15 protein-coding genes are annotated in these 18699 nt (G+C 60.7%); 9 read left to right on the top strand and 6 right to left on the bottom strand.

Features of this window, described 5'->3' with window-relative positions:
- Positions 1-355 precede the first annotated feature (355 nt).
- Both NCHU2750_RS11345 and trxB read right to left on the bottom strand, forming a co-directional pair.
- Positions 356-1258: a LysR family transcriptional regulator VtlR gene (locus NCHU2750_RS11345; RefSeq protein ID WP_119940589.1), complete on the bottom strand. Its 903-nt coding sequence runs from the start codon at positions 1256-1258 to the stop codon at positions 356-358.
- A gap of 2 nt (positions 1259-1260) precedes the next feature.
- Positions 1261-2235 (bottom strand): thioredoxin-disulfide reductase, encoded by a 975-nt coding sequence (trxB, locus tag NCHU2750_RS11340; protein WP_119940587.1) that lies wholly within the window; start codon positions 2233-2235, stop codon positions 1261-1263.
- A gap of 223 nt (positions 2236-2458) precedes the next feature.
- Between trxB and NCHU2750_RS11335 the strand changes: the two genes are divergently transcribed.
- The 5 genes from NCHU2750_RS11335 to NCHU2750_RS11315 all read left to right on the top strand — a co-directional run bounded on the left by NCHU2750_RS11335 (position 2459) and on the right by NCHU2750_RS11315 (position 6751).
- Positions 2459-2926, top strand: coding sequence for an Lrp/AsnC family transcriptional regulator (locus NCHU2750_RS11335; protein WP_119940586.1), 468 nt, complete (start codon positions 2459-2461; stop codon positions 2924-2926).
- Positions 2927-3043: 117 nt separating this feature from the next.
- Positions 3044-3754, top strand: a complete 711-nt coding sequence (locus NCHU2750_RS11330) for a glycosyltransferase family protein (RefSeq protein ID WP_119940584.1) — start codon at positions 3044-3046, stop codon at positions 3752-3754.
- A 46-nt stretch (positions 3755-3800) separates the two neighbouring features.
- Positions 3801-4829: a glycosyltransferase family 2 protein gene (locus NCHU2750_RS11325; protein WP_119940582.1), complete on the top strand. Its 1029-nt coding sequence runs from the start codon at positions 3801-3803 to the stop codon at positions 4827-4829.
- Between the two features lie 41 nt (positions 4830-4870).
- Positions 4871-5794 carry a glycosyl transferase gene (locus tag NCHU2750_RS11320; protein WP_119940580.1) on the top strand — a complete coding sequence of 308 codons (924 nt, stop codon included), beginning with the start codon at positions 4871-4873 and terminating at the stop codon, positions 5792-5794.
- 36 nt (positions 5795-5830) lie between these two features.
- Positions 5831-6751, top strand: coding sequence for a glycosyltransferase family 92 protein (locus tag NCHU2750_RS11315; RefSeq protein ID WP_119940578.1), 921 nt, complete (start codon positions 5831-5833; stop codon positions 6749-6751).
- A 3-nt stretch (positions 6752-6754) separates the two neighbouring features.
- Here NCHU2750_RS11315 and NCHU2750_RS11310 read toward each other — a convergent pair whose 3' ends face one another.
- Together NCHU2750_RS11310 and greA are read right to left on the bottom strand one after the other, a co-directional pair.
- Entirely contained in the window at positions 6755-7846 is a 1092-nt protein-coding gene (locus tag NCHU2750_RS11310) for a glycosyltransferase family 4 protein (RefSeq protein ID WP_119940577.1), read from the bottom strand.
- Positions 7847-7851: 5 nt separating this feature from the next.
- A complete protein-coding gene (gene greA, locus NCHU2750_RS11305) occupies positions 7852-8328 on the bottom strand; it encodes a transcription elongation factor GreA (protein WP_119943242.1) in 477 nt (158 codons plus the stop codon).
- Positions 8329-8646: 318 nt separating this feature from the next.
- On the opposite strand from greA, the gene NCHU2750_RS11300 reads away from it, so the two are divergent.
- The 3 genes from NCHU2750_RS11300 to NCHU2750_RS11290 all read left to right on the top strand — a co-directional run bounded on the left by NCHU2750_RS11300 (position 8647) and on the right by NCHU2750_RS11290 (position 12545).
- The gene (locus tag NCHU2750_RS11300; protein ID WP_119940576.1) at positions 8647-9747 is read left to right on the top strand and encodes an esterase-like activity of phytase family protein; all 1101 of its coding nucleotides are present in this window, start codon (positions 8647-8649) and stop codon (positions 9745-9747) included.
- 117 nt (positions 9748-9864) lie between these two features.
- The gene (locus tag NCHU2750_RS11295) at positions 9865-11097 is read left to right on the top strand and encodes a putative DNA modification/repair radical SAM protein (RefSeq protein ID WP_119940574.1); all 1233 of its coding nucleotides are present in this window, start codon (positions 9865-9867) and stop codon (positions 11095-11097) included.
- Complete coding sequence (locus NCHU2750_RS11290; protein ID WP_119943240.1) at positions 11097-12545, top strand: UdgX family uracil-DNA binding protein; 1449 nt, start codon at positions 11097-11099, stop codon at positions 12543-12545. The genes NCHU2750_RS11295 and NCHU2750_RS11290 overlap by 1 nt, the downstream gene beginning before the upstream one ends.
- 545 nt (positions 12546-13090) lie before the next feature.
- Here the strand turns inward: NCHU2750_RS11290 and NCHU2750_RS11285 are convergent.
- Positions 13091-13549, bottom strand: coding sequence for an SRPBCC domain-containing protein (locus NCHU2750_RS11285; RefSeq protein WP_119940572.1), 459 nt, complete (start codon positions 13547-13549; stop codon positions 13091-13093).
- 105 nt (positions 13550-13654) lie between these two features.
- Positions 13655-17140 carry a carbamoyl-phosphate synthase large subunit gene (gene carB / locus NCHU2750_RS11280; protein WP_119940570.1) on the bottom strand — a complete coding sequence of 1162 codons (3486 nt, stop codon included), beginning with the start codon at positions 17138-17140 and terminating at the stop codon, positions 13655-13657.
- Between the two features lie 301 nt (positions 17141-17441).
- Between carB and NCHU2750_RS11275 the strand changes: the two genes are divergently transcribed.
- Positions 17442-18653, top strand: coding sequence for an MFS transporter (locus NCHU2750_RS11275; protein ID WP_119940568.1), 1212 nt, complete (start codon positions 17442-17444; stop codon positions 18651-18653).
- Positions 18654-18699 lie beyond the last annotated feature (46 nt).

Genomic DNA, 18699 nt, shown 5'->3' with positions numbered 1-18699 from the left:
GGTGAAGATATTTGACGAAATTTGCCGGAAAGGTTGCACATGTTGCCGCATCCCCTTTTGCCGGCCGCGACAGTGGCGGCATGCAGGCAAAAAAAGAGGGCCGCCGGATCGCTCCAGGGCCCTTTTAAGTGTGAAGGTCAAAAATCAACCTCCAGAGGGGAACAGCTGCTGCGGTGGAACTGGGAGGAAAGCCACCATGTGCATCAGCTGGGTGCGGTATGATGGTTTTTTGTGCATCAAGCAATCATATTTTGTGCAAGACAGCCATGCGATGTGCGCAAGGCTGACGTCATGAAACCTGCACAAATGCGGGGGCGAATCGCCGATCGGCTTGATGCGGGCAGAAAACCCGCGCCTAGAAGTTCCAGTTCCGGGCCTTGGAGACGATGAAGTCGCGGAAAACCTTCAACTTGGCCGCGTTCTTCATTTCGTCCGGATAGCAGAAATATGTGTCGAAAGAGGGGATGTCGGCATTGATGCCGAGCTGTATGAGGCCAGGGTCGCGCCCGACGATATAGTCCGGCAGGACGGCGATGCCGATGCCGAGAAGGCAGGCGCGCTTGATCGAGGTCTGGCTGTTGATCTGCAGGTGCGGAGACCGCGTATTGTCCGACGAGCGGCCGGCCGATTCCAGCCAGTTGACGTCCATCAGCCAGTTCGGCGCAGGTTCGCCGAAGGTGATGATGCGGTGATTGTCGAGATCCTCGATCGTCTGCGGCTCGCCGAAGCGGTTGATATAGGACGGTGCGGCATAAACGTGCATGTGCACGGTAAACAGCTTGCGCTGGATCAGATCGGACTGCTGCGGCTGGCGAAGCCTTATGGCGCAGTCGGCATGACGCATGTTGACGTCGACTTCCTCGTTGTCGAGGATCAGCTGGACCGACATTTCCGGGTAAAGCTGGAGGAATTCCTGCACCTTGTCGGTGAGCCAGCCCTGGCCGAGGCCGACGGTCGTCGTCACGCGCAGTTTGCCGGAGGGCTTGTCGGTGGTCTCGGTCAGCTGGACCTTGACCGTTTCCAGCCGCAGAAGCACGTCATGGGCGGTGCGATAGAGAAGCTCGCCCTGTTCGGTCAGGATCAAGCCGCGCGCGTGGCGGTGGAACAGCTTGACGCCGACATCCTGCTCCAGCGCGCTGACCTGGCGGCTGATCGCCGACTGGGACAAATGCAGCTTGTCGGCGGCATGCGTGAACGAGCCGGCTTCGGCCGCCGCATGAAAGATGCGTAGTTTATCCCAGTCTAAAGGAACGCCCATGCTTACTCCGCAGCGATTGCGACCGGCTGGATGCCTGCGAGATAACGCTCGGCTTCCAGTGCGGCCATGCAGCCCATGCCGGCAGCGGTGATCGCCTGCCGGAAGGTATCGTCGGTCACGTCACCGGCGGCAAAGATGCCGGGAACGTCTGTCGCTGTCGAATCAGGCGCGGTCCACAGATAGCCGCCTTCCTTCATCTTCAGCTTGCCCTTGAGCAGTTCGGTGGCCGGCGCGTGGCCGATCGCCACGAAGACGCCGTGGATCGGCTGTTCGGTAATCGCGCCGGTCTTGGTGTTCTTCAGCTTCACGCCTTCGACCGATGGCGGCATCGGCGGCTTGGCCGGCTTGCCGGTGATCTCGTGGATCTCGGTGTTCCACAGCACGCTGACATTCGGACGCTGGGCGAGGCGTTCGGCCAGGATCTTTTCCGAACGGAAGGCATCGCGGCGATGCACAACCGTCACCGACTTGGCGATGTTCGACAGATAGAGCGCTTCCTCAACGGCGGAATTGCCGCCACCGACGACGATGACGTCACGATTGCGATAGAAGAAGCCGTCGCAGGTGGCGCAGGCCGAAACGCCAAAGCCCTGGAAATGCTGCTCGCTCTCGATGCCGAGCCATTTTGCCTTGGCGCCGGTCGAGATGATGATCGTGTCGGCGGTCCAGACGGTGCCACTATCGGTGCGCACGGTGAAGGGGCGGCTCGTCGTGTCGACTTCGGTGACGAGGTCGTTGACGATCTCGGCGCCGACATGGGTCGCCTGCTTGAGCATCTCGCCCATCAGCCAGGGGCCCTGGATCGGATCGGCGAAGCCCGGATAGTTTTCGACATCGGTGGTGATCATCAGCTGGCCACCCTGTTCCATGCCGGCGATCAAGACCGGTTTCAGCATGGCGCGGGCTGCATAGATGGCTGCCGTATAGCCGGCGGGGCCTGAACCGATGATCAACACTTCCGTGTGACGGGCAGACATTGAGACTTCCTTTCGCGAACGGGTCAGAACGGTTTTTCCGCATATAGGAAGGTGTTTGCCGCTCTGCCGCTTTTTGACTGACATCTAATGTCGATCCATGCGGTCGTGCAAGGGCAGGCTTGCATTAACAACAGGACAGTTGGTCGCGAAGGGCTGTATTCGCTTAGATCTTGCGTTAAAGGCTGGTTCGAATACAAGACATCCCACTCACGAGGGGAACAAAGTGCTTCGCGCCGATCTCGATGCCATTGATATAAAGATTCTCAAAGAGCTCCAGCGAGATGGTCGCATCACGAATGTGGAGCTGGCTGAGCGTGTCGGCATTTCGGCGCCACCCTGTCTGCGGCGTGTGCGCAAGCTTGAAGACGCCGGTATCATCGAAGGATATCATGCACTTCTCAACGGGCAGAAACTCGGGTTCGATCTGGTCGCCTTCTGCATGGTCGGCCTGAAGCGCCAGTCCGATTCGGATCTGAAGGGCTTTGCGTCGAAGATGCAGCAATGGCCGACCGTGCGGGAAGCGTGGATGGTCAATGGCGACAGCGATTTCCTGCTGCATTGCGTTGCCGAGAACCTGACGCAGTTTCAGGATTTCGTGATCGAGGTACTGACGGCCGACGAGCATGTCGACACCGTTCGGACGATGCTGACGATCCGGCAAGTCAAGCAGTTGGGATTGATCGAGATCTAGGAGCCGCTGCTCCTGCCATCTTACCGTCCATCACATGACGACAAGTGAGGCGGCAGCGGCCCGCGCGGCGACTATGCCTTCGGCCATGACCTGCCCAGATGCGATAGGAATTCGCCATTGAACGGCATCATTTATATAGCCTTCGGCAAGCGATATGTGGACGAGGCGATTTTTTCGGCACGCAGCGCCAAGGCGTTCACATCCCTGCCGATCTGCATTTTCAGCGATATCAAGACCGGTGAGGACTGTTTCGACGAGGAGATCATCATCTCGCCGGAACACAAGCGGGCGAAGGTGGATTTCCTGTCGCGTTCCCCGTATGAGCGGACGCTCTATCTCGACAGTGATACCGAGATCAAATCCGATATAACCGATGTCTTCGATATCCTCGATCGCTTCGATATAGCCGCGGCGCAGGATCATTGCCGGAAGACGTCGCGCTGGTCCTTGAAGATACCCGCCTATGCGGCCGTGCCCTACGCTTTTCCGGAATATAACGGTGGTGTCATCCTCTACAGGAAGGGACCGGCCCTTTCGGCCTTCCTCGACGAGTGGCGCCGCTGCTTCTATGAAAACAGGGAAAATACCAACGGCCAGGACCAGGCTTCCTTCCGCATTTCCCTCTGGAACAGCGACCTCAAGCTGCACACGCTTCCCGCCGAGTTCAATATTCGAAACGAACGTCTGCGCCTCAGCCTTTTTGACAAGGCCAAGGAGCCGGGTAACGAGACCCTGCTCAAGCCGCGGATATTCCATTGGCACAGGCTGAACGAGAAGCCCGGCTTTTTCTCGAAGTTCAAGAACCGGCACCGGCCGATGAAGTATTGAGTTTTCAATATGTTCTTAGAATCTCCTCGAAAAGATTGATTGCCTCATGACGGATTGGCGTCACTATCCCGACAGGCTCGAGGGCGACAGGCTTTATCGCCGGTCCGCCATGCAGCGGTGCGGTTCTGCCTGGCGCTCGTTCGTCGACGGGCTTAAGCGGGGGGATGAAGCGGCCGCGCATATCAATCCGGTTTCCGCCGCAAGGCCACTCGCCGCGACGGATCTTGCTGCCGTCATCGTTGCGCGAAACGAGATGGCCATGCTGCCATCCTTCCTTCTGCATTACCGCCGGCTGGGCGTATCGCGCTTCATCGTCCTCGATGACAGGTCGGATGACGGGTCGCGCGCCTATCTTCTGAGCCAGCCCGACGTGGATCTGTGGGAATCATCGGTTCGCTTTGCGGCGGCGGCCGGCGGCATGGCCTGGCGTGAGGCGCTGTTTGCGCATTATGATGCGGGCAGATGGTATCTCAATCTCGATGCCGACGAATATCTCATCTATGATCGCTGCGAGGACAGGCCGCTTGGCGAGTTGATCAAGTTGCTTGAGCAGAAGAATTGCCTTCGTCTTTCGACGCCGATGATCGACATGTATCCGGCCGGGCCTGTCGATGCCGCGGGTTTTTCGGGGACGGGGAAGATGCCCTGGGACGTCGCCACGCATTTCGACAGAAGCGGGTACAGGATCCGGCTGCGAGCGCAGAACATTCTGATGCAGGGCGGCCCGCGCCAGCGCAAGTTCGGGCTTGCCAACCAGTTGATCAAGTCGCCGCTGACATTCTGGGACGGCTCCAGTTCGTTGAAACGGGGCATTCACAAGCCGTTGCCCTATACGCGCAATTTCTTCCCGATCTCGGGCGTGCTTCTGCATTTCAAGTTCTTTGCCGATTTCCGAAAGGAAATTGCGGATGCGATCACCGACGATCAGCACTACGATAATGCGAAGGAATACAAGGTGCTTGCCGAGGCACTTGGTGCTGGTGGCCCGCTCGACTTTCACAGTGACGTATCCGAACACTATCGCGGGCCGGACCAGATGATCGAACTGGGTTTCATGCAGCCCCTATGGAGCTGATTGCAGATGTCGAGTAATTCGGAAACGGAGAACGGTTTCTCATGACCCCTTCTGGAGACCGGCCGCTATCGCGTAAATTGATCAAGATCGGCGCGCGGCTTTTCCTTGGGCGCGACCGCGCTCATGTGCAGGACTGGTTTCCGGGGCTTTCCATCCGCCCGGTGGACGGGCAGGGCGGCGCAGGAAAGCTCTTCTACAAAGGCCGGTTCGTCGTCGATCTGCAGGGCGCAGAGGCGATTTGTCAGAACTCCGGTGAGGAGGTCCATGTCGTCGGCTCGGGGCCATCGATCCGGCAGATGGATCTAGCGCGCCTGCCATTGCGCAGCGCCATCCTTCTCAACGGGGCATTCAATCTCATCGACAATCCGATTGCAGAGCCGCTGGCGATTGCCGTCGAGGATGAGCGCTTCGTCTTTCGCCATTTCGACGGGATGGCGGCAAGGATCAAGGCCGGTACGATCTGCCTGTTTTCCGTGCCGGTACTGCGGGCGATCTGCGAGCGGAACGCGGACTTCCTGAAGGACAAGAGGATTGTCCTGATCGACAATATCCTGAAGCCCTATGGGGCGGTGCGACAATCCTACGCAGGTGTCGCCGGCCGCGATCACGTCGTGCTGAACGCCGCAAAGTCGGCTGGCATATCGCTTGATCCGGACAGGGGCGTGTTCGAGGCCGGATCGGTTGCAATCTCGGCGCTGCAATTTGCAATTGCCTGCAATCCAAGGCGGATCGGCTTTCTCGGCATCGATATTTCCAATGCGGCCGAGCCGCGGTTTTACGAGAAATCCGGCACGACCGCCTTTTCGGGCGTGGCAGGTGCCGAGCGGCGTATCCTCGACCACGTGGAGGTCGCGCTGGCGGCCGGCCGACAAAAGGGCATCGAGTTCTTGAATTTCTCGCCGGTATCGGCTTTAGCGAAGCTCGACTTGAAATACGATCCCCGGATGACGCTCCAGACCGCCTGAACCGGCGGCTACAGCCTGCCGGTGATGGAGCAGAGAATGCATCTTTTCGGCAAGAAGCCGCCGCCGTTTTCCAAACATCTGATGATCACTCCGCCTGAGGCAAAGCCCGACCGGCATGGGGTGGCGATCGTTGCCATGGTGAAGGACGAGGCGGACTATATCGCCGACTGGGCGATCTTCCATCGGGCCGTCGGCGTCCGGCATTTCTACATCTATGACAACGGCTCGGTGGATGACAGTATCGCCATCCTGCGCTCCATTCTGCCGCCGGAAGAACTCACGATCGCCCCCTGGGTGATCGGCATGACCGACGTGGCGATGGAAAAGCCGATCAATGCGCAGGTGCTTGGCTACGCCCATGCGATCCTGAATTACGGCGCCGATTATCGCTGGATGGCGTTCATCGATGTCGACGAATTCCTGCTGCCGAAGACGGGCAATACGGTCGAGGAGGCGCTTGCCAGCGTCGAGGGGTTCCCGAACATCTCGCTGCCCTGGCACATGTTTGCCACCAGCGGCCACAAGACCAAGCCATCGGGATCGATCCTGCGCAATTTCACGCTGCGGGGGCGCGAGCCGATCTGCTCCAAAAAGGCGACGACGAATTTCAAATGCGTGGTCGATCCCTGCGCGGTCAACCAGGTGAGCGTCCACCTGTTCGGCACGGCGCGCTTTGGCGAGATCTCAGCCAATGACGCAGGAACAAGGGCGACGCGCAAGAAGCGCAGAATGCCCTCGTTCTACTCAGCTGAAAATCTGCAGCTCAATCATTATTACAGCAAGTCGGAGGAAGAGCTGAAGGCGAAGCTCTCCCGCGGTCCCGTCTCGCCCGCCACGCGGCGCCAGTATGAGGAGCGGGTGATGACGGCGGTCCGCAACATCGAATGCGACCAGATCGAGGACTTGTCGATGGTGCAGTTCCTCGATCGCACCGGGATCAGGCTTTCCGGCGAATAGGCGTCAAAGCCTGTCGTAGACGGCGCCGAGGCGGCGCACTTCGCCTTCAATGCTGAAATTCATCGACGCGTGGCGGAGGGCACAGGCGCCGGCCTCATTGCGGCGGGCGTCGTCGTCCATGAACTCCGCCGTGGCAGCGATCATTGCGTCGAGGTTGGCCGGAATGACGCTGCCGGTTTCGTCCTCGCCGGTGACGACCAGTTCGGGAAAGGCGCCGACATCGGTGGCAACGACGGGAACGGCGGTCGCCATGGCCTCGAGCGGGGTCAGGCCAAACCCTTCCCAGCGCTGCGGAGCGACGAAGAGATCGAGCGTACGGTACCAGTCGTTGATATTGGTGTGTTCGCCGACGAACAGGATGCGGTCGGCAAGGCCGGACTTTTTCACTTTCTCGATCAGCTGTTTTTCGAATTCGATATGCGGACCGGTGGCGCGGCCGGCGACGATGGCGTTCCAGCCCGGCCTTGTGGCGAGAAGCGCGATCATCGCATCGACGAAGAGGTCGGTGCCCTTCTGGTGGCGCACGCGGCCGAAGCAGCCGACGAATTTCGGTGCCGGATCAAGGCCGAGCGCGAGGCGTGCGACAGCCTTGTCTTCAGGCGGCGAAAAACGCCGCGTGTCGATGCCGTGCATGACGACGGTGTTCTTGACCGTCAGATAGGTGGCGGTGCGGCCGCTGGTGGCGATGACCGCGTCCATCTTCGAGATCAGCCATTTCGTCCAGCCGGTATGCCTGCGCTGCGAGGCCGAGGTGAAGACGATCTTCAGCGGCATGCGCAGGACGTCGCGCATCAGGATCGCCGGCAGCATCTCGACATTGCGGCGGGCATGCCAGACACGGTTCTTCCTGCCGCGCGGTGCTCGCCACAGGCGGAAAAGATCGCGAAAGCGGATATGCGGGATCTCTTCCGGCAGTCCCGGCCCAAGTGCCGCCACCCTGTAACCCAGGGCGCGCTGGACCGGAACGAGCTGGATGATCGTCGAGGTGACACCCGACAGCCGCCGCTTGAAGTTCGGTGCGATGACGTCGACATCGGCGATGTCGACGACGGCGCTCTCGCTGCTGTCTTCAGTGCTTTTCGGGCCTTGGGCCACGGCAATCAGCCCCAGGAAATGGAGAGGATCTCGTAGCCCTTGGAGCCGCCGGGTGCGACGACTTCGATCGAATCACCGGCTTCCTTGCCGATCAGCGCACGGGCGATCGGCGAGGAGATCGAGATGCGGCCTGCCTTCACGTCGGCTTCCTGGTCGCCGACGATCTGATAGGTCTTTTCCTCGTCGGTATCTTCATCGACGAGCTTGACCGTGGCGCCGAACTTCACCGTCGAGCCGGACATCTTGGACAGATCGATAACTTCCGCGCGGGCGGTCAGGTCTTCCAGCTCGGTGATTCGGCCTTCGTTATGGCTCTGCGCCTCCTTGGCGGCGTGATATTCGGCGTTTTCCGAAAGGTCGCCATGGGCGCGCGCTTCCGCAATCGCTTCGATGATACGGGGACGCTCTTCCTGCTGCCTCCAGCGCAGTTCTTCCTGCAGCTGGGCAAAGCCCTTTTGCGTCATCGGTACCTTATCAACCATTTCCTTGTCCTTCAGGGGTGTGTCCGCGGTTACCGCGGACACAAAAAGAAACAGGTTCCGGAGCGTGAACTTCGGAACCATCGCAGCGTCAAAATGTAGGTCAACATAGCAGAATTTCGACGGCTAAAGCCAAGAAAATCGAAATCGCAACGTTCCTCCACGCAATTTATGATGAATTGACGACAAGCCGTTTGTCAATGCACCCCAATGTGAAGAGATGTCAGATCCGTGACCGGATGGCGTTCGGCGGCGTGTTTCATCAGACTGTCAAAGGCCGACGATAGGGCAGGGAACGTTTTCGCAAACGAGGATTTCCCGATGCGCCTTTCCGTCAAACTTGTTTCGATCCTGCTTCTTTCTGCCGCTCCTGCACTTGCCGACGATCTTTCTAACGGGCTTCCCAAGCCGGTCTTTCTCGACGAGGTGACGTTTCCCACCGCGCTTTCCATCGACGGTGTGCAGGTCGGCGGCCTTTCCGACCTTTCCTATGATGCTTCCGCCGGCAATTTCCTGGCGATCTCGGACGACCGCGCCGAATTCGGCCCGGTGCGCTTCTATCGCATCGGCATGACCGTCCAGAAGAACAGGATCGCCAAGCTCGATATCGGCCAGATGAAGGAGTTGATGGCGCCCGGCGGCCGGCATTTCGGCCTCAAGGGCGCCGATCCGGAAGGCATTGCGCTCGACAGCGCCAATCAGCGGATCTTCTGGACATCCGAGCGTGACGAGAAGAGCAGGCCGTCGCTTTATGTCTCCGATCTCGACGGCACGAACACGAAATCCATCGAGCTGCCGGAAGCCTTTGCCGTGAACGCGGAAAAGACCCATGGCGTCATCGAAAACCTCGGTTTCGAAGGCCTCGACCTCGGCCCCGACGGCTCGACGCTCTATGCGCTGGACGAGAACGCGCTGGCGCAGGACGGCGGCAAGGCGACGCTCGACAAGGGCAGTGCCTCGCGCCTTCTCGTACTCGACACGAAGACGCTGACGCCCAAGGCGCAATATGTCTACCTGACCGACAAGATCCCGGCGGCACCGGTCAAGGCCGGCGGCTGGGCCGACAATGGCGCCTCGGCGCTGATGGCGCTGAAGGACGGGCGTTTCGTCGTCATCGAGCGCAATTTCACCGAAGGCCACGGCTTCAATATCCGCTTCTATCTGGTCGATCCGGCCGGTGCGACCGACGTCAACGGCCGCGATGCGATCTCGATCGACGACGTCAAGCCGATGGCGAAGTCCTTGTGGTTCTCGCTTGTCGATGGCGATGACGGCCTGAAGATCGACAATATCGAATCGATCGCCTTCGGCCCCGTCGTCGATGGGCGCCAGACGATGCTGCTTGCCTCCGACAACAATTTCAGTCCGGAACAGGCGACCAAGTTCACACTGTTTGCCGTCGACATGCCGGCAACGCACTGACACGCCTGTGTTGTTGCGGATCGCGGCCATCGCCGTCGCGATCCGCTTTTGTACGCCAGCGTACATGTTCACTCCGGTTCTTGACTGGGCTTGTCGGAACATATAGTGAACAAAGCCATGAAGAAGTCGCTGAAACAACGATTGGCGATCCTTTCGGATGCCGCGAAATATGACGCCTCCTGCGCCTCGAGCGGGACGGTGAAGCGGGATTCGTCGAAAAGCGGCGGGCTCGGCTCGACCGAGGGGTCGGGGATCTGTCATGCCTATGCGCCGGACGGACGGTGCATTTCGCTTCTCAAAATCCTGCTCACCAATTTCTGCATCTATGACTGCGCCTATTGCATCAACCGCTCGTCCAGCAACGTGGAGCGGGCACGGTTCACGCCCGAAGAGGTGATCTGGCTGACGCTGGAATTTTATCGCCGCAACTATATCGAGGGCCTGTTTCTATCCTCCGGCATCATCCGCTCGTCCGACCATACGATGGAGGAGATGGTGCGGATCGCCCGCGAGCTTCGCACGATCCATAATTTCCGAGGCTATATCCATCTGAAATCCATCCCCGAAGCGTCGGCGCATCTGATCGAGGAGGCGGGGCTTTATGCCGACCGGCTGTCGATCAATATCGAACTGCCGACCGATGCGGGGATCGGCAAATTCGCGCCGGAAAAGCAGCCGGATAACATTCGCCGGTCGATGGGCAATCTGCGGCTCAAGATCGAGGAAATGGCGGAGCCGACACTCAAGACGAAGCGGCGCAAGAGGTTTGCCCCGGCGGGCCAGAGCACGCAGATGATCGTCGGCGCGGATGGTGCCGATGACACGACCATTCTCGGCACCAGTGCCAGGCTTTACGGCAGCTATGGGCTGAAGCGCGTCTATTATTCGGCCTTCAGCCCGATCCCGGATTCGTCGAAGACCCTGCCTTTGATCAAGCCGCCGCTGATCCGCGAACACCGGCTCTATCAGGCCGACTGGCTCTATCGCTTCTACGGGTTCGAGATCGGCGAAATCACCGCGGGGCGCGAGGGGGGGATGCTCGACCTCGATCTCGATCCGAAACTCGCCTGGGCGCTTGCCCATCGCGAGCGGTTTCCGGTGGATGTGAACCGGGCGGAGCGGGAGATGCTTTTGCGGGTGCCGGGTTTCGGCACCAAGACGGTCGGCGCCATCCTGTCGTCGCGGCGGTTCCGCACATTGCGGCTCGACGACCTGAAGCGGCTCGGCGTGTCGCTTAAAAAGGTGCAGCCCTTCATCGTCTGTGACGGCTGGACGCCGCACCGGCTGGTCGACCGGTCGGATCTGAGAGCCATGTTTCAACCGAAGCCGGAGCAATTGTCGCTGTTATGATGTTTCGCTATTCCTTGCGGGGGCGGGGCGATCTCAACGAGTGGCGCGATGCCGCCCGCGGCTTCATGATGGCCGGCATTGCGCCACAATTCATCGAATGGCGGACGATGGACGATGCCGACGGGCTGTTCGGCTTCGACGACAACCGGTTTCCCGAGCCCGGCCATCCGGTGCCGAAACTCAGCGTGAAGCCGTCCTTCATCCGGCTGGCGGAGGCGGTGCTCTGCCATACCGATCCGACGCGGTTCACGCTTCTTTATCGGCTGCTGTTCCGGCTCTTTCATTCGCATGGCCTCCTCAACATGGCGATCGATCCGGATGTCCATACGGCGCAGCGGCTGGCGAAATCGGTCGGGCGCGACTATCACAAGATGACGGCCTTCGTGCGCTTCAAGGAGCTGCCGCTGCCGGACGGCGTGGCCGGGCGGCGGCGCTTCGTCGCCTGGTTCGAGCCGGATCATTTCATCGTCGCGCGCGTGGCCCCCTTCTTCCAGCGCCGGTTTACCGACATGGACTGGGTGATCGCCACGCCGAAGGGCTCGGCCTCCTGGGACGGCGAGACGCTGAAGACCTCAGACGACCCCGCGCCAAAACCCAATCTGCGCGACGAGACCAACGATCTCTGGCGCACCTATTACGCATCGATCTTCAACCCGGCGCGGCTGAAGGTGAAGATGATGACGACGGAAATGCCGAAGAAATACTGGAAGAACCTGCCTGAGGCGGAGCTCATTCCCGGCATGATCGCCAAGGCCGAGGCAAGCGTCATGGAGATGGCGGCGCGGCAAGCGAGCGAGCCGCTTGCCTATCATCACCGAATCCAGGATGCGGCAGCAAGGGTGCCGGCGGCGCCGCGCCCGGTCGAGGGGACGCTTGCGGCGCTCCGCGAGGAGGCGCGCCATTGCACCCGCTGCGATATCCACTGTCTTGCCACCCAGACGGTGTTCGGCGAGGGGCCTGCCGATGCAGAGGTGATGGTGATCGGCGAGCAGCCGGGTGATCAGGAGGATCTGGCGGGGCGGCCTTTCGTCGGGCCGGCGGGGCAGGTGTTCAACGATACGCTGAAGGCCGTCGGCATCGGCCGCGACCGGCTCTACATCACCAATGCGGTCAAGCATTTCAAATATCACCCGCGCGACAAGCGGCGCATCCACCAGAAGCCCAATATGGGCGAGATCCGCCAATGCCGCTGGTGGCTGACGAAGGAGATCGAACTCGTCAAGCCGAAGCTGATCGTGGCGATGGGGGCGTCTGCGCTGTTTGCGCTGACCGACATGCGGCAGAAGCTCGATGACATAAGAAGCGAGCCGATCACCATGGAAGGCGGCAGGATACTGTTCGTCACAGTACATCCGTCCTACCTGCTGCGCATTCCCGACCAGGGGCAGAGACAGGCGGAACTCAACCGATTCCGCGAGGATATGGCGGCGGTGCGGCGTCTGATGTGAGCGGCGGCGGGGTTATTCACAGGGACATGCTGCGCTGCGGTATCGTTTCGAGCCGTCGATGGTGCAAGGCGGGACATCGGCCGGGCGCCCCTTTCGTCCTTGCACCTTTCGCTTAACCGTCGGCAGGCATCTGCCGGGACAGGGAAAAAATTCCAACCTAGCTTTGTTGCCGGACCAACCCCCGGAGGTGCCGCCCATGACGAGGCAGGTCACAGGCCTGATCACGTCTGTCTGCTTCGCATTGGCGATGTGGGCCGCGCTGGGCTTTGCGTCTCTTCTGATGTGGAAATTCATTCGGGATGTTTCCGGATGAATGTGGTCCATGATGGGCCAGGCCGCCTTTGCGCGAGTGGAGGCGGCCAATCGCCGGCCTGTTTGTGCCAATATCGGCAAGCCAGATGTCATGCAGGCGTCAGTCCATCCAAACGCGCATGAAACCAGCCTCTTACGGTCGTGAGCTCGCAGATTGATTCCGGTCGTTGGCGTGCAAGCAAAAGCATGGGATGCGCTTCGGCTGGCTCCCTCTGGAGCCGCATTGAATGCGATCAGCGAAGGGCTTCGATCTCCGCCAGCAAGTCTTCCAGCCTGTCGAAATTCTGCTGATTGGCAGCGGCGAGAAATTTCTCGATGTCGCGGTTCTGTTCCGTATCCTCGAAAGACATGTGCCAGGTCAGACGCGTGCCGCCATCGCAATCGGCATAGTGCATGTCGAGGCCGAAGGCATGCATCGGTTCGTGGTGAAAGGCGCGGATCCGTTCGCCCGGCCTGATATCCTCGAAGGTCCAGCGATTGGCAAAATCCATGCCGGCCGATGACGTCATGGTGATGCGCCATGTGCCGCCGGTTTGAAAATCGAACTCGTCGATCCGGTTGGTGAAATCATGGGGTCCCCACCAGCGCGCCAGCAGGGTGGCATCGGCGAAGGCGCCGAACAGCGTGGCACGGTCGGTTTCGAATACGCGTTCGCTGACGATCACAAGATCGCGGTTCACATCATCCTTCATGTCGTTCCTCCATCTTCAATCCGATTGGCAAACGAAAAGAGCCGGCCAGCAGTGCTGCTGACCGGCTCCGATCTGATCCAGCGCTTTGCGCTGTCGCGGCAAGCCTCAGAAGTAACTCTGCAGCGGCTGGACCTCGAGATTGCCGGCCTTGAGCGCCTTGATCGCGAGCGCCGCAGCCTCAGCGCCGGCCATGGTGGTGTAATAGGGCACCTTCTGCATGAGCGTGGCGCGGCGCAGCGATTTACTATCCGAGATCGCCTTGTTGCCGTCGGTCGTGTTGATGACGAGCTGGACCTGGCGGTTGCGGATCGCGTCCTCGATATGCGGGCGGCCTTCCAGCACCTTGTTGATCTTCACCGCCTCGATGCCGTTGTCGGCGAGGAAGCGCTGGGTGCCGCCGGTGGCGAGAACCTTGAAGCCGATCTCGGTCAGGATCTTGATTGCCGGCAGGACGCGGGTCTTGTCCTCGTCGCGCACCGAGACGAACACGGTGCCGCCACGCGGCAGTTCGACGCCGGCGCCGAGCTGGCTCTTGGCGAAGGCCAGCGCAAAATCGGTGTCGAGGCCGATGACTTCGCCGGTCGAGCGCATTTCGGGCCCGAGCAGCGTATCGACGCCGGGGAAGCGGGCGAACGGGAAGACGGCTTCCTTGACGGCGATGTGCTTGAGGTTGCGCGGATCGGGCTTTTCGCCATAGGCGGAGAACAGCGGATCGAGCTTTTCGCCGGCCATGGCGCGGGCGGCGATCTTGGCGATCGGCGCTCCGATCGTCTTGGCGACGAAGGGCACCGTACGCGAGGCGCGCGGGTTGACTTCGAGCACGTAGACCGTGCCGTCCTTGATGGCGAACTGGACGTTCATCAGGCCGACGACGTTGAGTGCCTTGGCCATGGCCTTGGCCTGGCGTTCCAGCTCGTCGATCGTCTCGTTCGACAGGGTGCGCGGCGGCAGCGAGCAGGCGCTGTCACCCGAATGGATGCCGGCTTCCTCGATATGTTCCATGATGCCGGCGACGAAGACATCCTTGCCGTCGCAGAGGCAGTCGACATCGACTTCGATCGCGTTGGTCAGGTAGCTGTCGAACAGGAGCGGGTTCTTAGACAGAAGCGTGTTGATCTGGCCGGTCTTGTCGCTCGGGTAGCGCTGCTTGATGTCTTCCGGCACGAGTTCCGGCACGGTGTCGAGCAGGTAGGTCTGCAGCTGGCTTTCCTGGTGGATGATCTGCATCGCGCGGCCGCCGAGAACATAGGAGGGGCGCACGACGAGCGGGAAGCCGATTTCCTGGGCCACGAGGCGGGCCTGCTCGACCGAATAGGCGATGCCGTTGTTCGGCTGCGTCAGGTCGAGCTTCATCAGAAGCTTCTGGAAACGGTCGCGGTCTTCAGCAAGGTCGATCATGTCGGGCGCGGTGCCGAGGATCGGGATGCCGTTCTTTTCGAGCGCTTCGGCAAGCTTCAGCGGCGTCTGGCCGCCGAACTGGACGATGACGCCGACGACTTCACCCTTTTCCTGCTCCGCACGGAGGATCTCGATCACGTCTTCAGCCGTCAGCGGCTCGAAATAGAGGCGATCGGAGGTGTCATAATCGGTAGAAACCGTTTCCGGGTTGCAGTTGATCATGATCGCTTCGAAGCCTGCATCCTTCAGGGCGAAGGCGGCGTGGCAGCAGCAATAGTCGAACTCGATGCCCTGGCCGATACGGTTCGGGCCACCGCCGAGGATGACGACCTTCTTGGCCGTCGAGACTTCGGCTTCCGAGCGCAGTTCACCGACGAAGGGCGTCTCGTAGGTCGAGTACATGTAGGCGGTCGGCGAGGCGAATTCGGCCGCGCAGGTATCGATGCGCTTGAAGACCGGACGCACATTCAGCGCATTGCGGTGTTCGGCGACTTCCTTCGGGCGCTTGTGGGTGAGCGAGGCGAGGCGCGCGTCGGAGAAGCCCATGGCCTTCAGCATGCGCATGTTTTCGGCATCCGCCGGCAGGCCGTGTTCGCGGATGCGGGCTTCCATGTCGACGATCGCCTTCAGCTGGGCGATGAACCACGGATCGATCTTGCAGCTTTCGTGAACGTCTGCCTCCGACATGCCGAGACGAAGCGCCTGGGCAACCTGGCGCAGGCGGTTCGGGGTGGGCGTGCCGATCGCGGCGCGGATGGCATTGTGCTTGTCCTCGCCGTCGTCATAGCCGGGGATCTCGATTTCATCGAGACCGGTCAGGCCGGTTTCCATGCCGCGCAGCGCCTTCTGCAGCGATTCTGCAAAGGTGCGGCCGATCGCCATGACTTCGCCGACCGACTTCATCGCAGTGGTCAGAACCGGCGAGGCGCCGGGGAACTTTTCGAAAGCAAAACGCGGGATCTTGGTGACGACATAATCGATCGACGGCTCGAAGGAGGCGGGCGTTGCGCCGCCGGTAATGTCGTTGTCGAGTTCGTCGAGCGTGTAGCCGATGGCGAGCTTGGCCGCGACCTTGGCGATCGGGAAGCCGGTGGCCTTCGATGCGAGAGCGGACGAGCGCGAGACACGCGGGTTCATTTCGATGACGACGAGGCGGCCATCGGCCGGGTTGACGGCGAACTGCACGTTCGAGCCGCCGGTTTCGACGCCGATCTCGCGCAGGACCGCGATCGAGGCGTTGCGCATGATCTGGTATTCCTTGTCGGTCAGCGTCAGGGCCGGCGCGACGGTGATAGAATCGCCGGTATGGACGCCCATCGGATCGATGTTTTCGATCGAGCAGATGATGATGCAGTTATCCGCCTTGTCGCGGATGACTTCCATTTCATACTCTTTCCAGCCAAGGACCGACTCTTCGATCAGCACTTCGGTGGTGGGCGAGGCGTCGAGGCCGGAGCCGACGATCTCGAAGAATTCCGAGCGGTTATAGGCAATGCCGCCGCCGGTGCCGCCAAGCGTAAACGACGGGCGGATGATTGCGGGCAGGCCGACGACGTCAAGCGCCTGGGCGCCGATCGCCATGGCATGGGCCATGTAACGCTGCTTGCGGTCGCTTTCGCCGAGGTTCCACTGGTTTTCGAGTGCATCGAGCGCCTTGTCGAGTTCGGCACCGGACAGTTTGCCCTTCAGCTCGGCGCGGGATGCTTCGTGCTTCTTGCGGTCGGCATCCTTGATCTCGGTGGCGTTGGCCAGCATCGACTTCGGCGTCTCAAGACCGATCTTGGCCATCGCCTCGCGGAACAGGGCGCGGTCCTCGGCCTTGTCGATCGCTTCGGGCTTGGCGCCGATCATCTCGACATTGTAGCGGTCGAGCACGCCCATGCGCTTCAAGGAGAGTGCCGTGTTGAGCGCCGTCTGGCCGCCCATGGTGGGCAGAAGCGCGTCCGGGCGTTCCTTGGCAATGATCTTGGCGACGACTTCCGGCGTGATCGGCTCGACATAGGTTGCGTCGGCAAGGCCCGGATCGGTCATGATCGTCGCCGGGTTGGAATTGACCAGGATGACCCGGTAACCTTCCTCGCGCAGCGCCTTGCAGGCCTGGGTGCCGGAATAGTCGAACTCGCATGCCTGGCCGATGACGATCGGACCCGCGCCGATGATGAGGATCGATTTCAGGTCTTGGCGCTTTGGCATGGGCTCTATCCGCTGTTTTCTGCGCGAAAAGCCGGCTCGGGGCGTGGAGCTCCGGTCGGGTCGCGTGGGTATCGTTTTTCTGGCTAGACGCGGCTTATAGGCAAATCTTGCCGTGAACGGAACCCCATAAATAAGGAAATTGACAGGAATTCGACATCTTCTGCGGGTGGGCCGACAACCAAATTCATGATGGCGTACTGCAATGGAGCATCCCGCCATAGACAGCCTCCATGGCGAGCATTAGAGGTTGCTGCGAAATGACGCAGCCGTTTCTAACCAGCGCTGCGCGGAGGGACATTCCATGGCCGATGCCACATCAAAGTCCGCGGCAACCGTTGCGGCGGAAAAGACCGTTTTGCCGATCATTTTGGCGGCGAGCTTCTGCCACATGCTCAATGACATCATGCAGTCGATGATTTCGGCGATCTATCCGATGCTGAAATCCGACTACAATCTCGATTTCTGGCAGATCGGCATCCTGACGCTAGCCTTCCAGTGCACGGCCTCGCTCTTGCAGCCGGTGATCGGCATCATTACCGACAAGAAGCCCTATCCCTATTCGCTGCCGGTCGGCATGGGGTCCACCTTCATCGGCCTGTTCATGCTGGCGGGGTCGCATACCTATGCGATGCTGGTCTTTGCCGCGGCGCTGGTCGGCATCGGCTCGGCGGTGTTCCACCCGGAAGCATCGCGCGTGGCGCGGCTTGCCGCCGGCGGGCGCTACGGGTTTGCCCAGGCGACTTTCCAGGTCGGCGGCAATTTCGGCCAGTCGATCGGGCCGCTGCTTGCCGCCTTCATCATCGTGCCGAACGGGCAGGGCAGTGTCGCCTGGTTCTCCGGCATGGCGCTTCTCGGAATCATCGTGCTTTCCTGGGTGGCGCGCTGGTACAAGGCGCATATGGCCGCCAACAAGGGCAAGAAGAAGGTGGTCAATGTCCATAACCTGCCGAAGCGGACCGTGGTGATCGCGCTCACCGTGCTGACCATCCTGACCTTCTCGAAGAACGCCTACATGGCTTCGATCAGCAGCTATTACACGTTCTTTGCGATCGAGCGGTTCGGCGTCTCCGTGCAGATGTCGCAGATCATGCTGTTCGTCTTCCTCGGCGCCGTCGCGCTCGGTACCGTCGTCGGCGGGCAGATTGGCGACCGGTTCGGCTCCAAGGTGGTGATCTGGATATCGATCCTCGGCGTCCTGCCGTTCACGCTCGCCATGCCCTATGCCAACCTGCCGATCACCATCGCGCTGTCGGCGATCATCGGCTTCATCATGGCTTCGTCCTTCCCGGCGATCATCGTGATGGCGCAGGAACTGGTGCCGGGCCGGGTCGGCATGATCGCCGGCATCTTCTTCGGCATCGCATTCGGTGTCGGTGGCATTGCGGCGGCAATCCTCGGCGTATTGGCAGACAGTTACGGCATCACCTTCGTCTACGGCGTCTGCGCCTTCCTGCCGGCAATCGGTCTGCTCACGGTGTTCCTGCCGAGCAAGAAGCAATTGCAGGCGGCCTGATGAAGGGGGCGTGCAAGGCGTTGCATTGCGCATCGCCTTTCGCGCC

Source organism: Neorhizobium sp. NCHU2750 (genome assembly GCF_003597675.1).
In the GTDB taxonomy this organism is placed as follows: Bacteria; Pseudomonadota; Alphaproteobacteria; order Rhizobiales; family Rhizobiaceae; genus Neorhizobium.
This window is presented reverse-complemented; position numbering and strand designations above follow the sequence as displayed.